This is a genomic window from Nostoc sp. MS1, from assembly GCF_019976755.1.
GTDB lineage: Bacteria > Cyanobacteriota > Cyanobacteriia > Cyanobacteriales > Nostocaceae > Trichormus.
In genome coordinates, this window is sequence record NZ_AP023441.1 from 5,918,993 (window position 1) to 5,944,132 (window position 25,140).

General features: G+C 39.5%; 22 protein-coding genes. 8 read left to right on the top strand and 14 right to left on the bottom strand.

The window, feature by feature from the left end; translation table 11 throughout:
- Window positions 1–179: 179 nt before the first annotated feature.
- Window positions 180–527: a helix-turn-helix transcriptional regulator gene (locus tag NSMS1_RS25475; protein WP_224087463.1), complete on the top strand. Its 348-nt coding sequence runs from the start codon at window positions 180–182 to the stop codon at window positions 525–527.
- Between the two features lie 172 nt (window positions 528–699).
- Here the strand turns inward: NSMS1_RS25475 and NSMS1_RS25480 are convergent, their stop codons facing one another.
- Window positions 700–1,377: a polysaccharide deacetylase family protein gene (locus NSMS1_RS25480; RefSeq protein WP_224087464.1), complete on the bottom strand. Its 678-nt coding sequence runs from the start codon at window positions 1,375–1,377 to the stop codon at window positions 700–702.
- Window positions 1,378–1,407: 30 nt separating this feature from the next.
- Window positions 1,408–2,691: a glycosyltransferase family 4 protein gene (locus NSMS1_RS25485; RefSeq protein ID WP_224087465.1), complete on the bottom strand. Its 1,284-nt coding sequence runs from the start codon at window positions 2,689–2,691 to the stop codon at window positions 1,408–1,410.
- A 924-nt stretch (window positions 2,692–3,615) separates the two neighbouring features.
- Here NSMS1_RS25485 and NSMS1_RS25490 point away from each other — a divergent pair.
- The 3 genes from NSMS1_RS25490 (at window position 3,616) to NSMS1_RS25500 (ending at window position 10,717) form a co-directional block, all read left to right on the top strand.
- Window positions 3,616–9,015: an AAA family ATPase gene (locus tag NSMS1_RS25490; RefSeq protein WP_224087466.1), complete on the top strand. Its 5,400-nt coding sequence runs from the start codon at window positions 3,616–3,618 to the stop codon at window positions 9,013–9,015.
- 732 nt (window positions 9,016–9,747) lie between these two features.
- Window positions 9,748–10,011 (top strand): hypothetical protein, encoded by a 264-nt coding sequence (locus tag NSMS1_RS25495; protein WP_224087467.1) that lies wholly within the window; start codon window positions 9,748–9,750, stop codon window positions 10,009–10,011.
- 334 nt (window positions 10,012–10,345) lie between these two features.
- Complete coding sequence (locus NSMS1_RS25500; RefSeq protein WP_224095352.1) at window positions 10,346–10,717, top strand: hypothetical protein; 372 nt, start codon at window positions 10,346–10,348, stop codon at window positions 10,715–10,717.
- Window positions 10,718–10,765: 48 nt separating this feature from the next.
- On the opposite strand, the gene NSMS1_RS25505 is transcribed toward NSMS1_RS25500, so the two are convergent.
- The 7 genes from NSMS1_RS25505 to cysE form a co-directional block, all read right to left on the bottom strand.
- A complete protein-coding gene (locus NSMS1_RS25505; protein ID WP_224087468.1) occupies window positions 10,766–11,320 on the bottom strand; it encodes a (2Fe-2S) ferredoxin domain-containing protein in 555 nt (184 codons plus the stop codon).
- Window positions 11,321–11,424: 104 nt separating this feature from the next.
- A complete protein-coding gene (gene nifT, locus NSMS1_RS25510) occupies window positions 11,425–11,628 on the bottom strand; it encodes a putative nitrogen fixation protein NifT (protein ID WP_224087469.1) in 204 nt (67 codons plus the stop codon).
- Window positions 11,603–11,890, bottom strand: a complete 288-nt coding sequence (locus NSMS1_RS25515; RefSeq protein ID WP_224087470.1) for a nitrogen fixation protein NifZ — start codon at window positions 11,888–11,890, stop codon at window positions 11,603–11,605. Before NSMS1_RS25515 ends, nifT begins: the two co-directional genes overlap by 26 nt.
- Window positions 11,877–13,010, bottom strand: coding sequence for a homocitrate synthase (nifV, locus tag NSMS1_RS25520; protein ID WP_224087471.1), 1,134 nt, complete (start codon window positions 13,008–13,010; stop codon window positions 11,877–11,879). The genes NSMS1_RS25515 and nifV overlap by 14 nt, the downstream gene beginning before the upstream one ends.
- 416 nt (window positions 13,011–13,426) lie before the next feature.
- Window positions 13,427–13,630, bottom strand: coding sequence for a DUF2949 domain-containing protein (locus NSMS1_RS25525; protein ID WP_224087472.1), 204 nt, complete (start codon window positions 13,628–13,630; stop codon window positions 13,427–13,429).
- Between the two features lie 195 nt (window positions 13,631–13,825).
- Window positions 13,826–14,065: an Asr1405/Asl0597 family protein gene (locus NSMS1_RS25530; RefSeq protein ID WP_224087473.1), complete on the bottom strand. Its 240-nt coding sequence runs from the start codon at window positions 14,063–14,065 to the stop codon at window positions 13,826–13,828.
- A gap of 2 nt (window positions 14,066–14,067) precedes the next feature.
- The gene (gene cysE, locus NSMS1_RS25535; protein WP_224087474.1) at window positions 14,068–14,823 is read right to left on the bottom strand and encodes a serine O-acetyltransferase; all 756 of its coding nucleotides are present in this window, start codon (window positions 14,821–14,823) and stop codon (window positions 14,068–14,070) included.
- A 482-nt stretch (window positions 14,824–15,305) separates the two neighbouring features.
- Between cysE and NSMS1_RS25540 the strand changes: the two genes are divergently transcribed.
- Both NSMS1_RS25540 and NSMS1_RS25545 read left to right on the top strand, forming a co-directional pair.
- Window positions 15,306–16,097 carry an Rpn family recombination-promoting nuclease/putative transposase gene (locus tag NSMS1_RS25540; RefSeq protein ID WP_224087475.1) on the top strand — a complete coding sequence of 264 codons (792 nt, stop codon included), beginning with the start codon at window positions 15,306–15,308 and terminating at the stop codon, window positions 16,095–16,097.
- Window positions 16,090–16,329 carry a hypothetical protein gene (locus tag NSMS1_RS25545; RefSeq protein WP_224087476.1) on the top strand — a complete coding sequence of 80 codons (240 nt, stop codon included), beginning with the start codon at window positions 16,090–16,092 and terminating at the stop codon, window positions 16,327–16,329. Before NSMS1_RS25540 ends, NSMS1_RS25545 begins: the two co-directional genes overlap by 8 nt.
- 175 nt (window positions 16,330–16,504) lie before the next feature.
- Here NSMS1_RS25545 and gatB read toward each other — a convergent pair whose 3' ends face one another.
- A complete protein-coding gene (gene gatB / locus NSMS1_RS25550) occupies window positions 16,505–17,980 on the bottom strand; it encodes an Asp-tRNA(Asn)/Glu-tRNA(Gln) amidotransferase subunit GatB (RefSeq protein WP_224087477.1) in 1,476 nt (491 codons plus the stop codon).
- Window positions 17,981–18,455: 475 nt separating this feature from the next.
- On the opposite strand from gatB, the gene NSMS1_RS25555 reads away from it, so the two are divergent.
- Window positions 18,456–19,169 (top strand): RNA ligase family protein, encoded by a 714-nt coding sequence (locus NSMS1_RS25555; protein ID WP_224087478.1) that lies wholly within the window; start codon window positions 18,456–18,458, stop codon window positions 19,167–19,169.
- A gap of 12 nt (window positions 19,170–19,181) precedes the next feature.
- On the opposite strand, the gene NSMS1_RS25560 is transcribed toward NSMS1_RS25555, so the two are convergent.
- Window positions 19,182–19,679 (bottom strand): molybdenum cofactor biosynthesis protein MoaE, encoded by a 498-nt coding sequence (locus NSMS1_RS25560; RefSeq protein ID WP_224087479.1) that lies wholly within the window; start codon window positions 19,677–19,679, stop codon window positions 19,182–19,184.
- 115 nt (window positions 19,680–19,794) lie between these two features.
- Window positions 19,795–21,687, bottom strand: a complete 1,893-nt coding sequence (locus NSMS1_RS25565) for a response regulator (protein WP_224087480.1) — start codon at window positions 21,685–21,687, stop codon at window positions 19,795–19,797.
- A gap of 347 nt (window positions 21,688–22,034) precedes the next feature.
- Here NSMS1_RS25565 and NSMS1_RS25570 point away from each other — a divergent pair.
- A protein-coding gene (locus NSMS1_RS25570) for an IS630 family transposase (RefSeq protein WP_263432538.1) occupies window positions 22,035–22,989 on the top strand; the annotation gives its coding sequence in 2 pieces (ribosomal slippage) (window positions 22,035–22,378 and window positions 22,377–22,989; 957 coding nt in all).
- A 239-nt stretch (window positions 22,990–23,228) separates the two neighbouring features.
- Here NSMS1_RS25570 and NSMS1_RS25575 read toward each other — a convergent pair.
- Window positions 23,229–24,283 (bottom strand): IS630 family transposase gene (locus tag NSMS1_RS25575; RefSeq protein ID WP_224085966.1). Its coding sequence is split into 2 segments (ribosomal slippage): window positions 23,229–23,888 and window positions 23,891–24,283, totalling 1,053 coding nucleotides; the frame shifts between segments, so codons are not numbered across the junction.
- Between the two features lie 302 nt (window positions 24,284–24,585).
- On the bottom strand, window positions 24,586–25,131 hold the full coding sequence (gene pyrR, locus NSMS1_RS25580; protein ID WP_224087481.1) for a bifunctional pyr operon transcriptional regulator/uracil phosphoribosyltransferase PyrR: 546 nt from the start codon (window positions 25,129–25,131) through the stop codon (window positions 24,586–24,588).
- Between the last annotated feature and the right edge of the window lie 9 nt (window positions 25,132–25,140).

The following is a 25,140-nucleotide window of genomic DNA, read 5'->3' on the forward strand; positions in this document are numbered from 1 at the left end:
TAACTGATGAATGTGATGTAATTTTGGAAATTAAGACAAAATTCATAATTAAATTAAGATATTTTAATAATTTGGTGTTTAGAAAAACAGAGGAGTCTAATTTTTTTTGTAATTTGATAATGGAGGTTTTCTTTGGTGCTAGGATCTAGCACTATAGGTTAAGTTAAAGTGCTGTAGCTGTGAAAAAAAAGCCAAAACCAAGAATCGCATTATTGCGGGAAAAAGCAGGATTAACTCAGTTGGAACTGTCTCGTCTTGTTGGTGTGACTGAAAGCACTATTCAAAACTGGGAAAGTGGCCGGACTGGAACAGACCATATTGAAAGAATTATTAGGTTTTGTAAAGCCTTGAATTGTCAAGTAGAAGACCTGATTGAGTATAAAGATGAATTAACAGAGGAATTTGTCACTAAACCAACTTCTCTAAATGACATTCATCATCTGTTAGGAACTGAAGAGGCGACCTCAACCAGCCGTTTTGAGGCTGGATACTCTCAACATCCAAAAGCACCAGAAATCAGTTTCTAGCGTTGAAACTTATAAGTGTCATAGCTGACCAATACTAAGCTTCTGCCTAGTAATGGTTAGTCGTTAATATTTAGGAATAGAGTTAGTACACTTAAAGCTTAAGCGTGGGGTGGGAAATACCCACCCTACTATGATATGGAAAAAATCTTATAGAAATTTCATGCACGCGAGTTTACAAAGTTTCTAATTGTCGCCAAAAAACATCAACAGTTATAAATTGGTAGCCTTGTTCTAGCAGATGTGGGATCAATAGTTGAATTGTTGCGGCTACTTCTTGTCCACCACAAGCACCATCATGTAGCACAATTAATGAGCCGTTCTGCACTTGCTTGAGAACTCGCTGTACTACTTCTTTGACTCCGGGTCTGACCCAATCTTCAGGAACAACACTCCACATGACTGGACGATATTTCCACTGCTGCAATAGGTTTAAGGTTTTGGGTGTAAATAACCCGTTGGGTGGTCTGACATCACGCACTTTTTCCGCCGGGAGATCACAAGCATCATAGATAGCAGCCTGGGTTTTTTCTAGACTGTCTTTGAGTTCGATGGGCGATAGCATGGGAAAGGAGCGATGGTCGTAACCGTGTAAGCCTATCCAATGACCGCGATCGCAGATTGCTTTGGCAATACTAGGGTTACGGTTAACACAAGCACCCAACCAAAAAAAACTAGCAGTGATGTTGTAGCGATCTAGAACTGCTAATAATTCTGGGGTGTATTGCGGATGGGGGCCATCATCAAAAGTTAAAGCGATCGCTTTGGTAGTAGGTTCTCCATTCCAAAGACAACTAGGGAAACTTGGCTGAAGAATCCGATGAATAATGGGGAACAGAGGCGCAAACTGCATTTGACTATTCCCTAACCTTAACTATAGAGCTTATATCTTAACAGATTCTTGCTGACTCAATTTTGCCACAGGAGCCAGCTTGAGCCTTTTCTTACCCAATAACTCAAAAAATAAGTCTTCATACTGCTCAATTGCTTGCTCAAAAGAAAAATAGGCCTCTGCAAATTTTCTTCCTTGATTGCCTAATTTTGCGGCTAGTATAGGATTTTTATACATCTCCAACACTGCTGCTGCTAAAGCTTCTGGTGATTCCGGCTCTACAATTATCCCGCCGCCACTTTCTTGGATAACTTTGGCGGCTGTCCCAGATGCTGGTACTGAACCTATAATCGGACGACCTGAAGCTAATGCGAGTGGTATCTTGGAGGGCATGTTAAAAGCAATCACATTGCTTTTCTGGACTACTAAGCTGACATCAGCAGTAGCCAAAGTTTGTGGTAATTGTTCTCTAGGCTGTAACGGCAAGAGTAAAACATTATCAGCCCCACAAGATAGACAATATTTTTGTAATCTAGACAAGGCTGTTGATTCACCAATAATCACAAAGCTAATATCTGGAATGTGACGCAGATAGGCGGCTGCGGCGATGACAGTCTCTAAACCTTGTGTGAGTGCGATGTTCCCAGAGTACATCACCACGAATTTATTATCTAGTTGGTGGGCTGTTCTCCAGGCATTTTTCTTAGCTAAGGGACGAATAAAATTTACATTCACCCAATTAGGAATACAAGTAATTTTTTTAGCACTTACCCCTTTACCGATTAAATTATCACGGAAGCCATCAGCAATCACACTAATCTTAGTAGCATGTTTATAAGCAAACTTTTCTATAATTTCGCAAAAGCGAATCATTAATTTATTGGTCATCAGCCCGACGCGCACGGCTGCTTCCGGTAAGATATCTTGTACATTTAACACTACAGGACACTGATAAATCCAACCAAGTAAGGTGGCTGGGAGTGAAACTAGAAGTGGGGGTACGGTTAACAAAATTAAGTCTGGTTTTTTACCGTTAAAGGCTTGGGGTAAGCTAGTAAAAATAAAACTTAACTCTAGTAATAATCTATCTATCAGGTTGGGTTTAGATTTAATTCGTAGGTAACTGCGCTGAATTGTCACGCCATTTTTTTGCTCTGTAACATACCATTTACCCTTATACTCATCGTAAATTTCCCTTTGGGGGTAGTTAGGCATTCCTGTAATCACGCGCACCTGATGCCCTCTCTCTGCTAAACCCTCCGCCAGTTCAGTCATTAAAGGTGCAATGCCAATTGGCTCTGGATAGTAGTTATAAGAGTAGATGAGAATGTGCATGATTTATTTAGTAATTTTTGTAAAGTAAGCTCGAAGTTATCTGGTATATTTGCGTTTTTAGTTAAAAATATAAATTTTATTAATGATTCTTATGCTTTAGTACTATAGTGCTTATCGATGAGTATTTAATTTTTAGCAAATTAACCTGGTAGTAACACATATTTTTCTAAGCATTGATGCGAGTATATAATCTTCTAAACTTCTGGTTTTACGTAGATACTTTTTTAGTACATAAGATCATTTTTACTTAGTATAAACAGTGCATTTAATTGTCTAAGTCGAATTGTAACTTTACTAACTAAGTTTTTTCACGGTTTTCTTTGGTATTCATCAAATCTTTAAATTGTTAGTAAAATTTGATTTGAATCTTAATACTGTTTTGAGGTCAAATATTGTTTATTTTATGGAAATCACTTTTCATCATAAAAATATTCAAATTCCGCAATAGAAAGCGCTTTGCTACAAAAATTTACGAAATATTCATTTAGCAACATACTCTTGTGCATATTAAGAACATATGAAAGGTAAGTTTTTTCTAATTTAGTAATCATTACCTGTAAGGGCAATTCCCGAAAATAATTTACCAGAATACCGTATTAACGCCAGTGATATAGTATTAATTTACTGTTTGTTAATCCTAAGTATGCTTGATCGCTTATGTGCCTGTGCAAACCCTTGATTTTTCGCGTCCGTACATCTGTATGTGATGTATAGTTGCATGAAGTTTTTAACTCAGTATGAATTTTATAGGGTACGTATCCTACAAAACTTTTCCACAGGAGCGTAAAGTATCTAAAGCCTATTATGCTTCTGGCTTCTGATTTCTAGATTGTGCTGTAGCATTCGGTTAATCTCTGTTCACTTGCAAGGTTAGCAACTTATACTGAATAGACCCTAATAATACAGCAAACACTTGAGTAATTTATGATCACACTGGAAGGGTATAAAGTCCTGACAGAACTGCACGCCAGCCCCAATTCTCAGATTTATCGAGGATATAGAGAGTTAGATCAACAACCAGTAGTATTGAAAGTTCTGAGGCAAGAATACCCACCTCCAGAAGCGATCGCCCGGTTTAAACTGGAATATGAACTCACGTGCCGCTTTCAAGTACCGGGAATCATTCAAGCCTACGACTTGAAAAAATATCAAAACACCTTAGTATTAGTTTTAGAGGATTTTGGCGGCTACTCCCTGCGTGAGTTACTCAATCAAGCGCCTCTATCGCTAGAGAACTTTTTACAATTGGCTATACAAATAACTACAGCTTTAGCAGAAATTCATCAGCAACAAATTATTCATAAAGACATTAATCCTAGCAATATTCTCCTTAATCCCCAGACTCAACAAACAAAAATCATTGACTTTGGAATTGCTACTAGGTTGTCGCGGGAAAATCCCACTTTGCGAAATGCAAATGTTTTAGAAGGGAGTTTGGCTTATATTTCTCCCGAACAAACAGGGAGGATGAACCGTTCTCTTGATTATCGCACAGACTTTTACTCTTTGGGAGTTACTTTCTACGAACTGTTAACTCACCAATTACCTTTTATTAGTGATGATCCTGTAGAAATGGTTCACAGCCATATTGCCAAACAACCGATTTCGCCTCACCAACTCAATCCCCAAATTCCACCAGTAGTTTCGGAAATTGTGATGAAGTTGCTGGCCAAAACTGCCGAAGCACGGTATCAAAGTGCTTTTGGGTTAAGGGCAGATTTACAGCAATGCCTGGAGATGTTAAATACTACAGGGCAAGTTCCCTTATTTGCACTAGGGCAGCAAGATCACTCTGGTAGATTTCAAATTCCGCAAAAATTGTACGGACGAGAAGTAGAAGTAGCAAAATTGCTGGCAGCTTTTGACCGAGCTAGTCAAGGACAGAGCGAAGTGATGCTGATCGCAGGTTATTCTGGAATCGGTAAATCAGCCTTAGTGCAAGAAATTTATAAACCAATTACCCAGCAACGGGGATATTTTATTTCTGGGAAGTTTGACCAATTGCAACGTAATATCCCTTACAGTTCCTTAATTCAAGCATTTCAAGCATTAATTCGCCAACTGCTAACTACAAGTGAAGCCGAAATTACTACTTGGCGGGAAAAATTATTAAATGCTCTTGGTGTCAATGGCCAAGTAATTATCGATGTGATTGCAGAGGTGGAACTGATTATTGGGACTCAGCCGCCTGTTGTAAAACTATCACCAAAGGAAGCGCAAACTCGGTTTAATTTAGTTTTGCAAAACTTTATTAAGGTATTTACCCAAAAAGAACATCCTTTAGTAATGTTCTTGGATGATTTGCAATGGGCAGATAGTGCATCTTTGCAGTTAATTGAGTTGTTAGTTAGTCAAGCAGACAGTCAATATCTATTGCTAATTGGTGCTTATCGTGATCACGAAGTAGATAAAAGCCATCCACTACGGGCAACGATCGCCTCCTTAGAACAAGCAGGGGTAGCTATTCATGAACTAATTTTAACACCCTTAGAATTGCCCCAAATTCAACAACTATTGAATGATACCCTCAACAATAGCGATTTAGCACAAATTACGACTTTAGCAGAACTACTTGAGCAGAAAACTCATGGCAATCCCTTCTTCATGAATGAGTTTTTGAAGTCGCTGTATACAGAAGGATTGCTAGAGTTTAATTTCAGCCAACGCCAATGGCAATGGCAACTGGCAAAAATCCAGGCAACTCCGATCACCGATAATGTAGTCGAGTTGATGGCTGGGAAAATTCAAAAGTTGCCAGCACTAACCCAAGAAGCTTTAAAATTGGCAGCTTGTATTGGTAATTCCTTTGATTTGCATACTTTGGCGATCGCTAGTGCTAAATCCCTTCCAGATGTCGCCGCCCAACTTTGGGAAGCTTTGCAAACAGGATTAATCTTCCCCCAAGGTTATGACTACCAACTCTTACAAGTTGCCGATCAAGAAGTCGCCGCCAACTTAACAAAGTTGGATGTGTTCTACAAATTCCTGCACGATCGCGTCCAACAAGCAGCTTACTCACTGATTCCCAGCGACGAAAAACAGGCACTACACTTGCGGGTGGGGCAACTGTTACTACAAAGCATTACTCCCCAGAAGCAAGAGGAAAAGATTTTTGATATTGTTAACCAACTGAATTTCGGTATCGCTCTGATTACAGATACTCAACAGCGACAGGAACTCGCTCAGTTGAACTTAACGGCTGGCAACAAAGCCAAAGCCTCAGCCGCATATCAGCCAGCCTTAGATTATCTGACAATGGGGATTAACTGCCTAAGCCCTAACTGTTGGCAGGAACAGTATGATCTAGCTTTGGCACTGCACACAGCCGCCGCCGAAGCTGCATATTTGAGTGGCAACTTTGAGCGCATGGATGCACTTACAGAAGAAGTACTGCAAAACACCCGCAAGACAATCGATCAGGTACAGGTTTATGCGATCAAAATTCAAGCAGCGATCGCCCGTGATCAATTGTTGGCAGCTTCTCAACTCGGTCTGCAAGTATTGAAACTTCTGGGTATTACCTTACCCTACAACCCAGGCAAACCGCAAATTATGCTGGGATTGTTAAAAACTAAACTCGCTTTGGTAGGTAAACCAATCTCCACCTTAGCTGAGTTGCCAGAACTTACCCATCCCTCAAAATTAGCAGCAATTCGCATCTTGGCTAGTATCGCCTCTGCTACCTACCTAGCAGCCCCGAATGTGTTTCCTTTGACCGTCTTTAAACAGGTGGAAATATCCGCTAAATACGGCAACGCGGCGGAATCAGCCTTTGCTTACGCTACCTATGGCTTGATTCTTTGTGGTGTTGTGGGAGATTTAGCTGGGGGATATAAATTTGGTGAGTTAGCTTTGCAAGTACTAGACCGTTTTCATGGTCAACACCTACAAGCAAGAACTTTATTTGTAGTTAATTCCTTTGTGCGCCACTGGCAAGAACCACTGCAAAATACTATTGCTTCACTCCACGCTGCATTTCAAGTTGGGCGTAATACGGGCGATACTGAGTACGCCGCATTTTGTGCCAATACATGCACTATGCACTCCTATTTTAGTGGTCAAAATCTAGCTGAATTAGATGAATGTTTAGCTATTTACGTAGAGGCAATTCAGCAATTTAAGAAACAACCTATTGTTACTCTTGTGCAACTTTATCGCCAAGCAGTTGCTAATTTACAGGGAAAAAATGCTAATCCTGGTGAGTTGGTGGGGGAATTTTATGATGCCACAGTTATGTTACCCCAGCATATCGAAAGTAATTACCGTACTGCTATTTTTTATGATTATACTAATCACATCACACTAAATTATTGGTTTGAAGAATATGCCACAGCCGTTAAGAATGCTGATTTGGCAATTCCTTATTTAGATGCGGTTGTGGCTTTATATATTGTGGGATGGTTCTACTTTTATGACTCGTTAGCACGACTCGCTTTAGTCCCAGTTGCTAGTGCCACCGAACGTCAAAAATTACTCCAGCAAGTGGCAGCAAACCAGAAAAAATTGCAAGTATGGGCAAAGTTTTCTCCAGATAACTATACCCATAAATTAGCTTTAGTTAAAGCAGAATGGCATCGGGTACATGGAGAATCTAGTGAAGCGATCGCAGCTTATGACCAAGCCATTGCCTTAGCCCAATCACACCAGTATATTAATGAAGCGGCTCTTGCCAACGAATTGACTGCTAAATTTTACTTATCTGCACAATTTTACTTGGCTGAAAACAAATTTAAGATTGCCCAAGTTTATATGCAGGAAGCCCGCTATCTTTATTTACAGTGGGGAGCGACAGCTAAGGTAAAAGATTTAGAAGCCAAGTATCCGCAAATGTTTACACACGCCCCAGAAAAAGCTAGTAAATCTTTAACAACTACTACTTCTAATCAAACCACTCGTACTAGTAGCAGTAGCTCAGAATCATTGGATTTGCTAACAGTTATCAAAGCTTCGCAAACTCTTTCTGAAGATATTCGCCTAGATAGACTTTTAGCTAATTTAATGCGGATTTTAATGGAAAATGCCGGAGCGCAACGGGGGTTTTTGTTATTGGAAAGTAAAGGCAAATTTCTCATTGAAGCTCAAGGAATTGTTGGTGAAAATCGGATTCAGGTTTTAGAATCACTCAGTATTGAAGATAACCAAACTCTTTCGACGGCGATCGTTAACTATGTGATTCGGACTAAAACTAATGTAGTCCTCAACGATGCCGTCTACGAAGTTCTAGAGATTGGGGAATTTATTAAAGACCCTTACATTCGCCAATACCAACCGCGCTCAATTCTCTGCACTCCCTTAATTAACCAAGGTAAGTTGGCTGGGATTGTCTATTTAGAAAATAACTTGACAACAGGAGCATTTACCCCTGATCGCTTGGAATTACTCAATCTGCTTTCCGCACAAGCCGCGATTTCTATTGAAAATGCTCGGTTGTATACCGATTTAGCCGCACTCAACCAAAACCTGAGCAGCCTGAACAAAGCTTATGAACGCTTCGTTCCGCGTCAATTTCTCCAATTCCTGAATAAGCAAAGCATTGTAGATGTGGAATTAGGCGATCAGGTGCAACGGGAAATGTCGGTTTTATTTACCGATATTCGCGCCTTCACCACCCTTTCAGAAAGCATGACTCCCGCCGAAAATTTCCAATTTATCAACGATTATCTCAGCCGCATGGAGCCGATCATACTCCAACACAATGGCTTTATCGACAAATATATTGGTGATGCCATCATGGCATTGTTTGCTGGTGATGCCGATGATGCAGTACAGGCGGGAATTGCCATGTTGCAAACCTTAACAACTTACAATGCAGAACGCCAAGCCGAGGGTTACTTACCAATTGAAATTGGCATTGGTATTAATACTGGTTCGCTCATTTTGGGGACAGTCGGTGGGTTGAATCGCATGGATAGTACAGTGATTAGTGATGCAGTTAATCTTGCATCGCGCATTGAAGGATTGACCAAAACATTCAACGCTCCATTGTTAATTACCGACCAAACTTTTCAGCGCTTAAAACAGCGCGATCGCTATGGTATTCGTGTAGTAGGTCAGGTGAAGGTGAAAGGTAAGACAAATGCTGTAACTGTTCATGAAGTGTTCGCCGCCGACTCCCCTGAAATTGGTGCAGGCAAAGCAGCTACCTTAGAGTTATTTGCCTCAGCCTTAGCCTATTATGAACAACAAGAATTTGCCGCCGCCGCCGAGTATTTTCTCGATTGCTTGCAGCAAAACCCGTGGGATCAAGTCGCGCAGAAGTATCTTGAGTCCTGTCAAGCAGGAAAAGAAACAGCATCAATTTTTACCGATGCTGTTAAATTCTAGAAAAATGAGTGTCTGAATTTCATTAATGAGTTTTGAAATTTCGTTCATGAGTGTTTGAGACTCGCCAGCGAGTATTTGAGACTCACCGATGAGTATTTGAGACTCACCAGCGAGTGTTTGAGACTCACCGATGAGTATTTGAGACTCGCCAGCGAGTATTTGAGACTCACCGATGAGTGTTTAAGACTGGCCAGCGAGTATTTGAAACTCACCGATGAGTGTTTGAGACTCGTCAGCGAGTATTTGAGACTCGTCAGCGAGTATTTGAGACTCGCCAGTGAGTGTTGAAACTCCGTTTATGAGTAAGTAGGTGGTTGCAATTAAATATAAGATAGAGTCAGTTCAAAAAACAGGTAGTATCAGATGCCATCTCCATTAAGAATGGATATGCTCTTGAGAGTTTTATATTTAATTGCACCTAGCTACTTAAACGTGGTTCAAATAACGAAATTTTGTTCTTATGTAAAAAATCAAAGATTAAAATTGGAGTTTTTAACTAACGGAAAAACCCCATTTCAGCCAAGTTTGTAAAATACCTATACCTGTCAGGATGAGGGAGTGGGGGGAGATGTAGCTTGCTTCTCGTAGAGTGGGAGAGAATAATTCACTTATGCCTCCTGACAACTGTCAACTGTCAACTGTCAAAGAGAAGTTAACTCTGCAATTTGCCTTTTTAGTACATGTGTACTATAATGTAGATGTAGCGTCGAGAAAGCCCTGTGCCGCGCAATTATGCTTAAACATTACATTCTCAACTTAAATCCAACTGCCAAGCACGAATGGGATCGTTGCATTCTACGTGATCCACTAACTGCAAAGCGTCCAGATATTGCCAAATTAGTAGCTGAAGCAGTTGGCGCTGATACAGGCAGTTATCTGATTAGTGTGAATATCGAAATCCAAGTCTTAGAACAGGCGGCTGTACCTCAAAGTGAACAACTTTCACTACAATTTCCAGAAGTATCTGTATCAACGCCAATCAGAGAAGCAGCATAGTCCAGTAAACGAGATTAACTCTGTGTCTCTGTGGTTAATTTTCCACCATCGAGACACAGAGAGCATAGTAATAATCTTTCCAGCTAATTACGGGAAATACCCACCACCAAAAATGAGAAGAGGAAGTGGAAGGTAGAGGGAAAAATCGCTTGTATTATATCCCTTTTCTTGTGCAATGTCAGTAAATTTTCACTATAATAGATATATAACGAAGGCTAAAACCAAGTAACTAATTTGACTACTCGCAACAGTAATTTATGAGCGGGACGAAGCATAGGAAGTAATGCTTGTATCCGCTAGTTCTTGTCATCGAATTGAGAGGAAGATTGTTTTGATGATGCAATTAAATCATTATCCATCAGCGATCGCTCAAGCTGCCCAAAGAGTGAACGAAGTAGACTCGCAGTTAATGGCTGTACAGCAACAAATTAACCGCTTTGAAGGTAATGCAGATCGTGTCGCCGCCTTTGAGATGGACTTGAAAAATGATGCCCAACGCCGGGCGCGTCGTTTTGAAGTCCTTTTGGTGAACCAAGAATATCAAAAGGCGATGGACACACTCATCCAATTAACGGCAGAAAAAGCAAATGCGATCGCACACTTAGAATATCTGCGTAACCAGTTTAGCGTGGCTAAACTAGAAGCCAGATTGAAAATTGCCCAACAACTCACAGATTATGAATCCAGAGAATTAGTTGGGTTGTAGTCAGTTGAAAGTTATCAGTTATTTCCAGTGTTAACTGTTGACTATGAACTATTGACTACAGGGATGTTCAGCCGTTAAATAACTTTCTAACAGAGATGCGATCGCCTCTGGATGAACTTTCTTGTATTTCTTTTTACCCAGCATGAGAACACAGTTAGGGGCGCTGCTACAGCGTTTTTGACAGTCGGTGTGTTCTATTTCTACTTTGTCACGTAAACCGCGATCGCACAAAGTTTTTTCTAATTCTGATAATAAACCTTTACCACCACGTTTCACACAACCAGCTTTTTGACACACCATAATTTTAGCTGGTGGTGCTAATGGTATTTGGTTAATTGTATCGCTGGCTATGACTTGATAAGCTTTGAGTTTAATTGTACCTGTATGTTTGTTTAACTTACAGACACCATAAATATTGATTGCTTCACCTATTTCTAAAGAAGAAGCCAGAGAACCGCGTAATTTTTTTGGTAGTTTAACTAACACATCTCCAGAGGGAACTGCCAAACTTAAATATTTAACCTTTCTGGGTTTCTTGCCAACAAAACCGAGAAAATTTCCCTCAAGATTAAACTCTGATAACGTCAAAAATTTATCACCCATTTTACTTCTTCATATAAGGTTGACAGTAAAATACTCTGTGTCTCCGTGGCTCTGTGGTTGAAAATTCTTAACCACAAAGACACGGAGGCACAGAGAAGAAATGACTACTCCAGTCTTTTTGCTTCCAAAGTTTTGGGCAAATTAGCTACATCTGGTATTTCCTTAAACTCTAATTCCCAACCATTAGCTAAAGTCAGAACCTTTCCTTCAGCACCATCTGTTTGTTTAACTACTAGTTCTTCTAAATCTTTTTTAGGAACGTAGACTGTTAAGTTACCGGCATCATTCACTCGTAACATCACTTTCATGGTTTTCCTCAGCAGATTCTATTTCTTTTGCTTTACAACCGACAATGATTCCCTTATCCAAAAAATGCACGGCATAAATATAGGAACTTTGTAAAAATGTACCTATACTAGCTACGTAACCTATATCTCCTTTTTTGGCTAAAATCTCCCCGATTTCTCTGCCGGGAAATGTGCCATCGTTCTTAATTTGTTTGCGGAGTCTGACTTTTTCTCCTATTTCATAAGCGGGTTCTGAATCTAATTCGTATTCATCGCGCTGCATGAGAATACCTCTGTTCTTTTACCAAGTTCAACAGTTCTTCTATAGTCAAACTGCGTTTTTTCTTAACTGACTGTTGGCGTACTGCATCTAAAACAGCTTGGGTTTCTTCTGGGTTCAAGAAAATTCCGTGCTGTTCTAATAAGTTAGAAACTAAATGTCTTCCTGAATGTTTACCTAGCACTAAACGGCGTTCCCAACCAACTTCTTCAGGTGCAAATGGTTCATAGGTATCAGGATTTTGCAGTACACCATGTGCATGAATACCTGATTCGTGAGCAAAGGTATTTTCACCAACGATCGCCTTCCAAGGTGGTACATTAGCACCAGAAGCAGTGGCTACTAGTTGCGATAGTTCCAACAAACGGGGTGTGTCAATACCCATATCTACGCCATAGATGCGTTTGATAGCCATCACAACTTCTTCTAAGGCGGCGTTACCAGCTCGCTCACCCAAACCAATCACGGTAGTATTGACAGAAGCAGCACCAGCTTTAATCCCTGCTAAGGCGTTAGCTGTGGCCATGCCAAAATCGTTGTGTGTGTGAACTTCTACAGGAATGCTTAAAGCTGAGACGAGTAGCTTTACTTTTCCGTAGGTGGTGAAAGGATCAAGAACTCCTACTGTGTCGCAGAAACGAAACCGGGATGCACCCCATTCTTGAGCGTATAATGCGACATCCAATAAGAAGTTTTCATCAGCTCTGGAGGAATCTTCTCCCCCTACTGCTACCCAAAGACCTTGATCAACGGCAAAGCTGATACAATCTTTGAGTCTTTGCAGACTTACTCGCCATTGTCCGTGGAATTTCGCGGCGATTTGAATACCGGAAACGGGGATGGCGATATGCACGCGCTTCATTCCACAAGCGATGGAAGCTTTGATATCTGACATAACGGCGCGGTTCCAAGCCAGGAGGTTGGCGTTTAAACCCAAGTTAGAAATTGCACATATGGCACGCATTTCTTCCTCACCCATCGCTGGAATGCCAATTTCTAATTCAGGTACACCGATGGTATCGAGAAATTTAGCGATCGCAACTTTCTCTTCCAAGGTAAAAGCAACACCTGCGGCTTGCTCACCATCACGTAATGTAGTGTCATTAATTAGAACTTTATTCATCTCAAACGTCCCTCTTAGAAATTTTCTTAATATTCTTTTTTGGTCGAGAGTTAATGATTCTGTAATTCCTGGTAATAATAAACGCCCGTCGCCACTCTTGAAATAAGAATGGTAAATGCTATATACTCTCGTGTTTAATAATTCATCTTCATCATTTCTAAATATTAGCTAAACAATAACAATATATCTGTATGACATCGAACCAAAATCATGTATCTTTTAAGAATAATTTTGTAAAAAATACGCGAATTTTTACAATTAATATATTTTCGATGTCAATATTAACAACTGAAGCAAATATCTAATCTATTAAGCGTCAATTCAGGAATTATATAAATTTATCTAGTTATAAATAAATACTATTTTTTGCCAAAATTAAATGCTGTTTAAATTACTTATTTATAAAAAATTATCAACTAGCTCTCGTTATATAACCAATCTAAAATTTGTTCTAGTTGCTCCAAGTCTACTAAGCCGTATTGCCAGAGGAGCATCGGTAAAGGCCCGTTGTCGAACTCCTGGTGTTTCAGGGCCACAGCCATGTCTTTATCAGATAACTCAAGTTTTTTATGTAAAAAAGCTAGTAATTCTATATTTTTGTTTCTAGTGTTTGTCATCATATATTGTAATTGCACATTTAGATAAATTTAGAAGTAATAAAGCAGCAAGTTTTTGATAAACCTACTTTCAATAATCAAGAGTTTCAGGACAATAATTTGATGTATATTCAGGAAAATCATGATTGCATCACAATTTAGTCCTGAGACTCTATTGATTAAATATTTAGAATAGATGAAGAAAATCTTTGACTTTTGCTAGTGATGGTTGCAATACCAGCAACGCTCTAGCCAGTCTATTAATTCTTGACGGGAACCTAGAAATTGCATTACCGTACTGCGGACTAAAATTGCAGTCAGCCAACTATTTACTTGCACCCTTAATGAACCATCTGCATGACAGGAACAGGGGATCATTAACTCTTGCAATCGGTGATAAATCTGCCAGCGATCGCACAACGGTATCTGCAACACTTGAGAACTCCAAGGTGGTAACATAATTACTTATCTTTCGTCAACAGTTCTTGTTCCTTTGATTGATCTATCAGCGTTTTTTGCAGTTTTTGTTCAAGTTGTTCAATGCGTGACAGCAAAGAACGAATTACATCTGCTTCTAGGTCAGGTAACTTTCCGTGTTCCAGAGGAGAAAGATTGGTTTTGGCTTTGTGGGTAATAATGCGTCCAGGAACGCCGACAACAGTGCAATCGTGGGGAACATCACGCAAGACAACTGAACCAGCGCCAATACGCACGCGATCGCCAATTGTGATATTTCCCAAAACCTTCGCACCCGAACCCACTACCACATGACTACCCACCGTAGGATGACGCTTCCCGCTTTCCTTCCCAGTACCGCCCAGAGTCACACCCTGATAAATTAGGGCATAATCTCCCACAATCGCCGTTTCACCGATGACAACGCCCATCCCGTGGTCGATAAACACACCTTTACCAATCACCGCACCCGGATGAATTTCAATTCCGGTGAGGAACCTCGCCAAGTGCGAAATCAGGCGCGGGAAGAAAGCCACACCCCGACGGTGTAACCAATGGGCGAAACGGTGTAAACAAATAGCGTGAAGACCTGGGTAACAGAAGATAACTTCCAACCAATTACGTGCAGCCGGGTCGCGTTCAAAAATAATCAAAAAATCACTCAATAATGGCTCCAAAAAAACGCCAGAGAGTAGATTTTTCAGCAGGGATATATGTGTCGAATCCGGGGGATTCTCGATATCATCTAAGGACTGTTGCATCGGTACTATCTGGTTAAAAGAGCCTTGTGCTTTTTCTGCTTATATCAGATTGCTCCACAGCAGACAGTACATTAAATGCCGATTGGATTTATTGGATTAATTAAGTTTGTACTCAAGCACTACAAACCGTAACCCAGTTAAATTTAAAATCTCTCTTGGGGTATAGGTACTAGTATTGTAGGGACGAGGTTCTAGTATTTTTCACTCAGGGGTTCAGAATTTTTGTACTCGCTACAACTAACTTAATATGTTAGATATTGATACGATTTGAGCCATATACATTGCAATATATTAAGCTGTACTCAACTCCCTGGATTATCAAGTAGACAGGACTATAAATTAAATTTCTGTATCTCCAATCACTATAACTATTTTATGATTTTGACACCTAAAAAACCAAATTCTTCATTTTATTTTAGCTTTCTTTTCTGTATGCACATATACTAAATAATAATAGCCTTACAAAGCCACAAAATTTCTGCGTGAAAACAGACAGCATATTTTACCGCCTATTTCAAGAGTTCCCCAGTATATTCTTTGAACTAATTGGTAAACCACCCGAAACAGCAAATACCTATCAATTTTCTTCAGTTGAAGTGAAACAAACAGCTTTTAGAATTGATGGTGTATTTCTACCTACTCAAGACGAAGAAAACCCAATTTATTTTGTTGAAGTCCAATTTCAACCAGACTCAGACATTTACTTACGCCTAGTTTCAGAAACACTTTTGTATCTGCGGCAAAATAAACCTAAATACACTTGGCGAGGTGTAGTTCTTTATCCTAATAGAAGTATTGATACAGGAGATACAAAAGATTGCCATGAATTTTTTACTAGTCAACGTCTAACACGAATTTACCTGGATGAATTAGGCGATACTACATCACTCCCTATAGGTATTGCTACCATCAAATTAGTAATTGCAGATGAAGATACAGCCATAGATAAGGCTAGGGAATTAATCAACCGCACTAAGCAAGCAGGAGATTTGCAATTCCCACAAAAACAATTACTAGAATTGATAGAGACAATTCTAATTTATAAATTACCTAATGTAAGTCGAGAGGAGATAGAAGCAATGTTTGGCTTAAGTGAGTTGAAGCAAACGCGAGTTTACCAAGAGGCTAAACAAGAAGGTAGCGTTGAGGCAAAATTAAAAGCTGTACCTAAACTGTTGGCACTGGGTTTATCCGTCGAACAGATAGCACAAGCTTTAGATTTGAATGTTGCACAAGTCCACCAAGTAGCACAGCAAGCAAGTCCAAATGAATAATATAAATCCACAGGAGGTAGAGGTGATGTTTGAGTTGAGTGCTTTAAAGAAAACGCGATTTTATCAAGAAGCTAAGGAAGAAGGCGTTCAAGAAGGCAGACAAGAAGCTAAATTTGAAGCTATGCCTAAAATGTTGGAATTGGGTTTATCTGTCCAACAGATAGCACAAGCTTTAGATTTGGATGTTGCACAAGTCCAGCAAGTAGCACAGCAAGCACGTCCAAATGAATAAGGACTACACTTCCAGTTTTGGGATAAGAAATAAGGAGAGCCACTTGCGTAACTCTCCTGGTTATTAGGGTGCATATAATACATCTATGATAGCCACTCGCTGGTGATTATCGACACCCATTTTTTTGTAATTTATGTAAAAATATTGTGAAAATATGACTGAGTAAAGGCTGGTATTAGCCGTTCAGTTTCTTTTCTACCAATTCGTTTGTCAGTTTGGGGTCAGCACGCTTATCTGTCTTTTTCAGCACTTGCCCAACGAAAAAGCCCTTAAGGTTGGTGTTACCGTTGCGATATTTTTCCAGTTCTTTGGGGTTAGCGGCTATCACCTCATCAACAATGGGTTCTAAAACGCTGCGATCGCTAATTAGTTCTTGTCCGGCAAAAGCTTTCTCAGGAGATAACCCTGTGAGTAACTCTGGTAACTTTTGTTTAGCTTGGGCGTTACTAATCTTACCAGATTCAATCCGTGTAATTACATCTGCTAGATTAACAGGTGTTAAACCGATTTCGGTGATGCTGAGTTTTTGTTTGTTGAGGTAGGCGGCGATATCTTGGGTAATCCAATTTGCTGCTGCTTTCGGATTTGCACCAGATGCGATCGCCGCTTCAAAATATTGGGATACAATCACATCTTCTGTCAGCACTCTGGTATCGTAAGCTGACAGTCCCAATTCGTTTTCGTAACGGTGGCGCTTTTGCGCTGGTAGTTCTGGTAATTCGCTGCGCCATTGATTGAGTTGTGCATCCGTCACCTCAATGGGTGCTAAATCTGGTTCGGGGAAGTAGCGGTAATCGCTAGAACCTTCTTTAGTCCGCATACTAATTGTGCGTTGTGAACCTTCTTCCCACAGCCGCGTTTCTTGAATGATGCGTTCGCCTGACTCTATGGCTTCTATTTGCCGTTCAATTTCGTACTCAATCGCTTTTTGAATGGCGCTGAAGGAGTTCATGTTTTTAATTTCTACCTTCGTGCCGAACTTTTCTTGTCCTACAGGACGCACAGATATGTTGACATCACAACGCAGAGAACCTTCCTGCATATTACCATCACTCACACCGAGATAGCGTAAAACCCGGCGTAATTCTTGGGCATATTCGGCGGCTTCTTGTCCAGAACGGATATCTGGTTCGGAAACAATTTCTACCAATGGCACACCTGCACGGTTGTAGTCTACCAAGGAATAGGTAGAGCCAGAGATGCGATCGCTCCCCGCATGGACTAATTTACCTGCGTCTTCTTCCATGTGCAAGCGTGTAATCCCAATACGCTTGCGCTTGGGATTACCATCAACATCTACTAATTCAATCTCCAACCAACCATGTTCAGCTATGGGTAAGTCATATTGAGAAATTTGGTAATTTTTGGGTAAATCTGGATAAAAATACTGTTTACGGTCAAATTTACTATATTTAGCAATTTGGCAATTCAGGGCCAAACCTGCTTTAACAGCGTATTCTAGAACTTTTTCGTTGAGTACAGGTAAAACTCCAGGTAAACCCATGCACACAGGGTCAATGTTAGTATTAGGATCAGCCCCAAATGCCGTTGAGCTACTTGAGAAAATTTTGGTATTCGTACTGAGCTGACAATGGGTTTCTAGACCGATAATCGCTTCGTACTCTGTTTTTACGGTCGTAGCAGAAGTCATAGAATCAATAGTTCAAGCAATTTACACGTAGACTACTATTTTAGCTTCGCATTGACAATTTCTCTGCTTTGGGTTGGATACCAAATCAGGATACATTATCTTAATTCTCAATGCTTAACTAACTTGGGGAGTAAATATAGTTGCTTGCGATCGCAATTATCACTCGACTTAGCAAGAGCAACAGTACAGCTATTAACGCAGATATAAGTAGAAGGACTAAATTAAACCTAACTTGAGATTAGCGGGTTTCGACTACGCTCAACCCTCGTCTTCTCTGGAATCGAGCATTGAGCGTAGTCGAAATGCGTCTTCTAAATAATTATGTCCACCTACTTAATTTGGTTGTTCAATATAGCAGTTCGGAAAAGGTTATTTTGAGTTTATACTACAATTGTAGTATAAAAATAATATTGAATAACGTAACATGAGTAACAATTTTTCATTGCGAAGTTGTGATTTAAGTAAGCTCAACTCCATGACTAAATATCCAAGTATTTCCACTTATCATGCGTTGGGTGATAAAGGGAAATTGCTTGATGAGTGTGTCAAGTTTGAGGGAGAAGTGATTTTGACCGAGAAAGTAGACGGTACTAACTCTCGTATTATCATGTTACCCGATGGAAATTATGTTTTAGGTAGTAGGGAAGAATTGCTCTTTGCTAAAGGCGATCTCATTGGTAATCCTGCCTTGGGCATTGTAGAGGCTCTCAAAGGTGTTGCAGATTTACTGCCCCACTCAGGGCAAAATATGATTGTTGCTTATCTTGAATTGTATGGTGGGAAAGTCACTGCTGCCAGCAAGCAATATACAGGACAAAAAAGTATTGGTTGGCGACTATTTGATGTATCAGTGTTCACAGATATTTCCATGCTGTTTACTAAGTCTGTACAAGAATTAGCAGCATGGCGAGACAATGGTGGACAGACATTTCTCAATGAAGATCAACTCAAAAAAGCATCTATTGATTATGGGTTAGAATTAACACCAAGATTAGCAACAGTTGAGGCATTACCCACAACTATTGAGGCAACGTATGAGTTACTCAAGGAGATGTTACCAAAAACCAAAGTAGCTCTAGATGAGAGTGCTGGTGGTCGCTCCGAGGGTATTGTTGCCAGAACTTTTTCTAGAAGTGCGATCGCTAAAATTCGTTTTGAGGATTACGAACGTCACAATAAACGTCGTTAGCCACACCCATTCTTAGCAATTTTCTCCTGATTGTTCACAAGCACCAATACTCACCCAGGTACTAGAACCATCTTGCCAATGTTCTTTTTTCCAAATAGGTGCGTTGTGCTTGAGGGTATCTATAGCATAGCGACAAGCTTCAAATGCCTCACCGCGATGTGGACAACCAATGGCTACCAGAACACTGATTTCCCCCACCTGCAAATGTCCCACTCGATGGTGAATTACTACTCGATTTACTCCAGTCCATAAGGAGCGAATATCAGCCGCTATTTGATAGAATACCCGCATTGCCATCGGTTCATACGCTTGATATTCTAAAGAAACTACAGGTTTTCCGTCAGTTTGGTTCCGTACCATGCCACTCATCACTACAACCGCACCATTAGCACCATCATCGGCTTTAGCATAAATCTCTTCTAGAGATAAAGGTGCAAAAGTAATAGCGAAACTATCTTCAATTCTTGGCTTAATTACTGTAGTAGGCGTAGATGACAAAACTGATTCCATAATTAATTAGTATAATATTTTACTAATAAAACTTATATAAGTAATTAGGTAATGATTAATAAGTAATTAGATTTTTTATTACTAATTACCAATCACCTAACCCTACAAATATTAATTAAATTGTACCTTTAACTGTACGGATTATTTCTAATAATTGGCTGGCTGTGTATGGCTTGGGTAAAAATGCTTGGATACCCATATTATAGGCTGTATTGACTTTATCATGGGTAGCCAAACCACTCACAGCAATAATTTTGACATCTGGATTCATCTTTTGTAATGTCCGAATGGTGGTTAATCCATCCATGTAAGGCATTACCATATCAGTTAGTACCAGTGATATTTCGTCTCGGTGTTCGGCGTATAAGGCGATCGCTTCAATACCATCACTAGCGGTAATAGCTTTATAATTATGAGCCTCTAGAGATGTTTTTGTAATAACTCTTATGGCATCTTCATCATCTACAACTAAAATTAACTCGCCATTTCCTGAAGCTAGTTCCAGTTCGATTTCGTCTAAAACTTCTTTGGCATCTTGAGCGGGTATATATACTTTAAATTGACTACCCTTTCCCTCTTCACTATATACGTTAATAAAACCCCCGTGGCTTTTAATAATACCTAGTACTGTAGAAAGCCCTAGCCCTGTACCTTTACCCAGTTCTTTAGTAGTAAAAAATGGCTCAAATATCCGATCTAATATGTCTCGGCTAATACCTGTGCCTGTATCGGTGATCGTCACTACCACATACGCACCGACTTTAGCATCTAAGTTCATTTTGGCGTAATTCTCATCAATTGAGAGATTTTCCGCAGTGATTGTTAAACTACCACCTTTGGGCATAGCATCACGAGCATTCACACACAAGTTCATCAAGACCTGATGCAATTGGGTAGCATCACCAGAAACAGTCCAAAGGTTTTGAGAAATTTGGGCTACAACTTCAATTGATTTAGGAAAAGTTTCTTTGATAACTTGTTGAATTTCTCCAATTAAGTGCTTTAACTGTAATAAAGTTCGTTCACCCTCAAGACCGCGAGTAAAAGATAATACTTGCCTAACTAAATTTGCTCCTCTTTTCGCGTTGGTAGTTAATATCGGTAGCAGTCTTTGCAAACGTTCATCTTTAATTTGCGATTCTAAAAGTTGTGCTGTCATTAAAATCGGAGCTAGAACATTGTTGAGATCATGAGCAATACCACTCGCTAGTGTGCCGATACTCTCTAATCTTTGGGCGCGGAGAAACTGCGCTTCTAGTTGCTTTTTTTGTGTGATTTCAGTATTAACAATGAGTATACATTGAGGCTTATCAGCAAACTCATGTACTAATGTCCAACTACTTTCGACAATAATTTCTTTGCCAGATTTTGTAATTTGAGATAACTCTCCTTTCCAATAACCCTCTTGCTGCAAAGTCGCCAATGCTTGTTGTAATAATGATAATTCTTTCTCTTGCCACAGCTTGCGGGTCTTTGTACCAATTGCTTCTATTTTTTTGCAACCGTATAACCGTTCTGCTGCTTGGTTCCAAAATAAAATTTGCCCATCTAAATCTTGAACAAAAATAGCATCATTAGCAATATCCAGGAGTTCTGCTTGTTGGCGGATTTTTTTTTCTGTTTGTTTGCGCTCAATGGCGTAACGGATAGAACGTTCTAGCAGAGGTGCATTCAGTTGTTTTTTTTCTAGATAGTCTGCGGCTCCAGCTTTCATCGCTTCTAAGTCTACTTCCCAATCTCCTTGACCTGTTAGCAGAATTATGGGAGATAAGCAGCCAGCAGCTATTGCTTCGCGTAACAGTTCTAACCCACTGTGTACACCTAAACGATAGTCTACTAAATATATGTCATGCCGACGTTGAGCGATCGCACTTTTTGCCGCTTCGTAATTGTCCACCCATTCCAGTTCGCACTCAGCTACCCGAAATTCGCTGAACCAATTACGAGTTAAAACGTAATCATTTTCGCCATCATCAACTAAAAGCACTCTGATTGGACTGTTGTCCATTGCTGCCTCCTGCGGCTTCTAGTGGCAGTTCTCATTCAGACCAGGATTTTTTGTTGTCTTCTAGCCTGCAAATAAGGAGCCAATTAAGGAATTTGCTCCCCAATTGTTTGCGTGATATGTATCTTCACTCCTTTCGGATGCAATCAGGAAAATCAGTGTAGTTTTTGGCAGATATCCATCAACCATAATGTCATTTTCATCACTATGAGTTACAAAAATTGAAAATTATTATCAATAATACACTATTTGTATTTATTTCCTTATAATTTTTATTGCTGATATAGCGTTTACCAGTCTAATGAAGTACAGTTATTAAAATAAATCAGTGTATCTACTCAAGGGTAAAAATGAAACCATATTCCCTAGACTTTCGCCAAAAAATATTGGATACATATAAAACAGGTGGAATATCACAACGTCAATTAGCAAACAAATTTTGTGTAAGTTTAGGTTTTATTGAGAAATTACTAAAGCAATATAGAGAAACAGCAAGTATCGCTCCTAAAGTGAGGACAAAACAAACTCCTCCAAAGCTCAACGAAGAACAAATTAAGATTCTGGAAGAAATAGTTGAAGCTAAGAATGATGCCACCTTAAAAGAAATTAGCTTAATTCTCAAAGAAAAAACAGGAATAACAATTAGTATATCTACGGTAGACAGGATGTTACAGAGGATAGAAATCAGCCTAAAAAAAAACATTGCACGCCTCTGAAAAAGAGACTGAAAGAGTACAATTATTAAGAGTACAGTTCTGGCTTAAACTTCATGAGATACCGGCGGAAAACCTTGTCTTTATTGATGAAGCAGGAGCTAATCTATCTTTAATAAGACACTCCGCCCGTTCTAAAAAAGGTAAAAGAGCGCATAGTTCACGACCTCAAAAACGTTGTAAAAATGTATCCATAATTGGAGCGATTGCTCTCAAAGGCGTGATTAGTCAATATAGCATTTTAGGAGCATCTGATGGGCTAACATTTGAGGCTTACATTTCTCAAAAATTAGTTCCAAAACTGTGGGAAGGCGCTTATGTAATTATGGATAATTGTTCAATTCATAAAGGTAGAGATATTGAGGAATTAATCGAATCTGCTGGAGCTAAATTGATTTATTTACCACCATATTCTCCTGATTTCTCACCCATTGAAAACTGTTGGTCAAAAATTAAAAATATACTACGTTCTATTGGAGCTAAAAGTTATCCAGACTTAGCAAAAGCAATTGAAAGTGCTTTTAACCAAGTCTCGTTAAATGATATTTATAATTGGTTTACCCATTCTTGTTACTGTACTTCACCAGAGTGAGAAACGCTATAATTAAATGATGAATTTAGTAAACTTCATCCACATAGTTTTATAATAAAGCTTATTTTATAGTAAGTAAGTAATCTATCTCTAGAAATAAAATTACACAATTTTTATTAAAAAACAATGTAAAATAGGAACTACAGCCATTTTTACTAGTAGTTACTTTAATAAGTTATCAATTATATTGAAACTAATAAGTAAGTCGTGGAGAAAATTTATAAGTATGTAACAAAGAATTAAGCAGAAGAATAAGAGTTAAATTTTACACGTTGCGTACTGTAGTTTCCCTTTTCTCCTCTATTTTGAACTCCATCAATGACAGCATAGGCAAGGTCTAATTCATCCTCAAAACTTTGAGAAGCTAGTTCATTTTTTTTCAGGTGTTGCCACTCCAATTCAATTGGATTCATCTCTGAGCAATATTTAGGTAAAAAGAAGATGTACAAACCCATCTCTTCCCACTTTGTCCATAATTGCTGAACTTCTTTGCACCGATGTATCGGGCCGTTGTCCTGAACGATGACTCTGATACGACCTGCTTTTTGGGCTTCAAGTGCTTCAAGCTCCATCATTTGAATATAGGATTTGCGTGAAACGCCACCAATCACTAGACCGTACACAAAACTAATTAGGGGTTGAAGAAACCCAATAATACTTAACCTTCGACCCCGACGCTTACTCTGCTCCAGGCGTTTTTGCTGACCTCGGAAGTAGTAACTGTAACTGGGTTCACTCCAGGCACAAAACCCTGATTCATCCATATACTTTAAATCGATTTCTCCAGCAGCAGCAGATAATTCCAACATCTCTAAGTCTGCCTGTTTGATTTGCTGCAATACTTTGTCTTGCTTTCCTTTGTGGCTTTTTCTAGTTCGCTTCCAAATGACCCCCTTTTTTTGAGTACCTGCCTTAACCAGTCAGGACTCAATTTCACGGAGCGTTCTTGCTCTAATTTTTGGGCTAATTGAACACTATTATATGTACGTGGTTCTTGCTCCAAGCATTTTTCTAAGAACGCCATGTCAGCTTCTGCCCACCTTGATTTTCCTCCCCGCCCTGCTTTCTCCCACAGTCCTTCTAGACCTTGTTTTTCCCATCTATGCAAAACTTCTCTTACTGTTTGGGCAGTCCAGTCAAAGTGATCTGCTATCTTCTCTACGTACCAACCATGTGCGCTTAATCTGATCACTTCGGCTCGGTCTTTCACTTTCTGGGGTACATCTGCCGTTCTCAGGTTGAACAAAATTTTATCTTGCTTAGGAGTCAGAAATACCCTTAAACGGCTGCCCATATCCCTGTTACCTTGGTAGACACATTTATGTATTTACTTATCTTTACACACTTTGGTTTTTTCACCTTGTTCTACTTAAAATAAATGATGCTATTAAAAGTCAAATAACTACTTATTTGCTTGATATTAGTTTATTATATAAATATATATAGATTTAACCTGGGGATTTTTCTAAGCATAAAATATTACCCCTAGCCTACATTAAAAAGAGGAGCTAGAGGAATTGATAAGTATTAAATACAACACTAAAAAGTTTTCAGACACCCTCACTTTTTACTAATTTGGCTGTTTTTGAGACTGCACTAATAATCAATTAGCTCCACTGCATCTCTACCATCCCAGTCTTGTAAGTAAACCTTAACTACTTCTTCTTTTGCTGTAGGTAACTGCTTACCAACAAAATCTGGATGAATAGGGACTTCCCGATGACCCCGATCAACCAAGACGGCTAAACGAATTAACTCTGGTCTCCCATACTCATTAACAGCATTCAAAGCTGCCCGAATTGTTCGCCCTTTGAATATGACATCATCTACTAAAACAACTGTTTTGCCTGTCAAGTCAAATGTAATGTTAGTTTTGGCAGGAGTTCGTAAACCTATTTGGTCAAGGTCATCTCGATAAAAAGTGATATCTAAAGCACCTACCGCTACATTAACACCTTCAAGGGTTTCAATCTGACGCGCTAACATTTCCGCCAATGGCACGCCTCTAGTATAAATACCCAGCAGTACCAATTGAGATAAATCTCTTGTTCTTTCGATAATTTGAGATGCCAACCGCGTTAAGGTACGACGGAGGTCTTCTGCGGAAAGGATTTCAACAACTTTAGCAGGTGGCGTAGTCATAGAGTGATT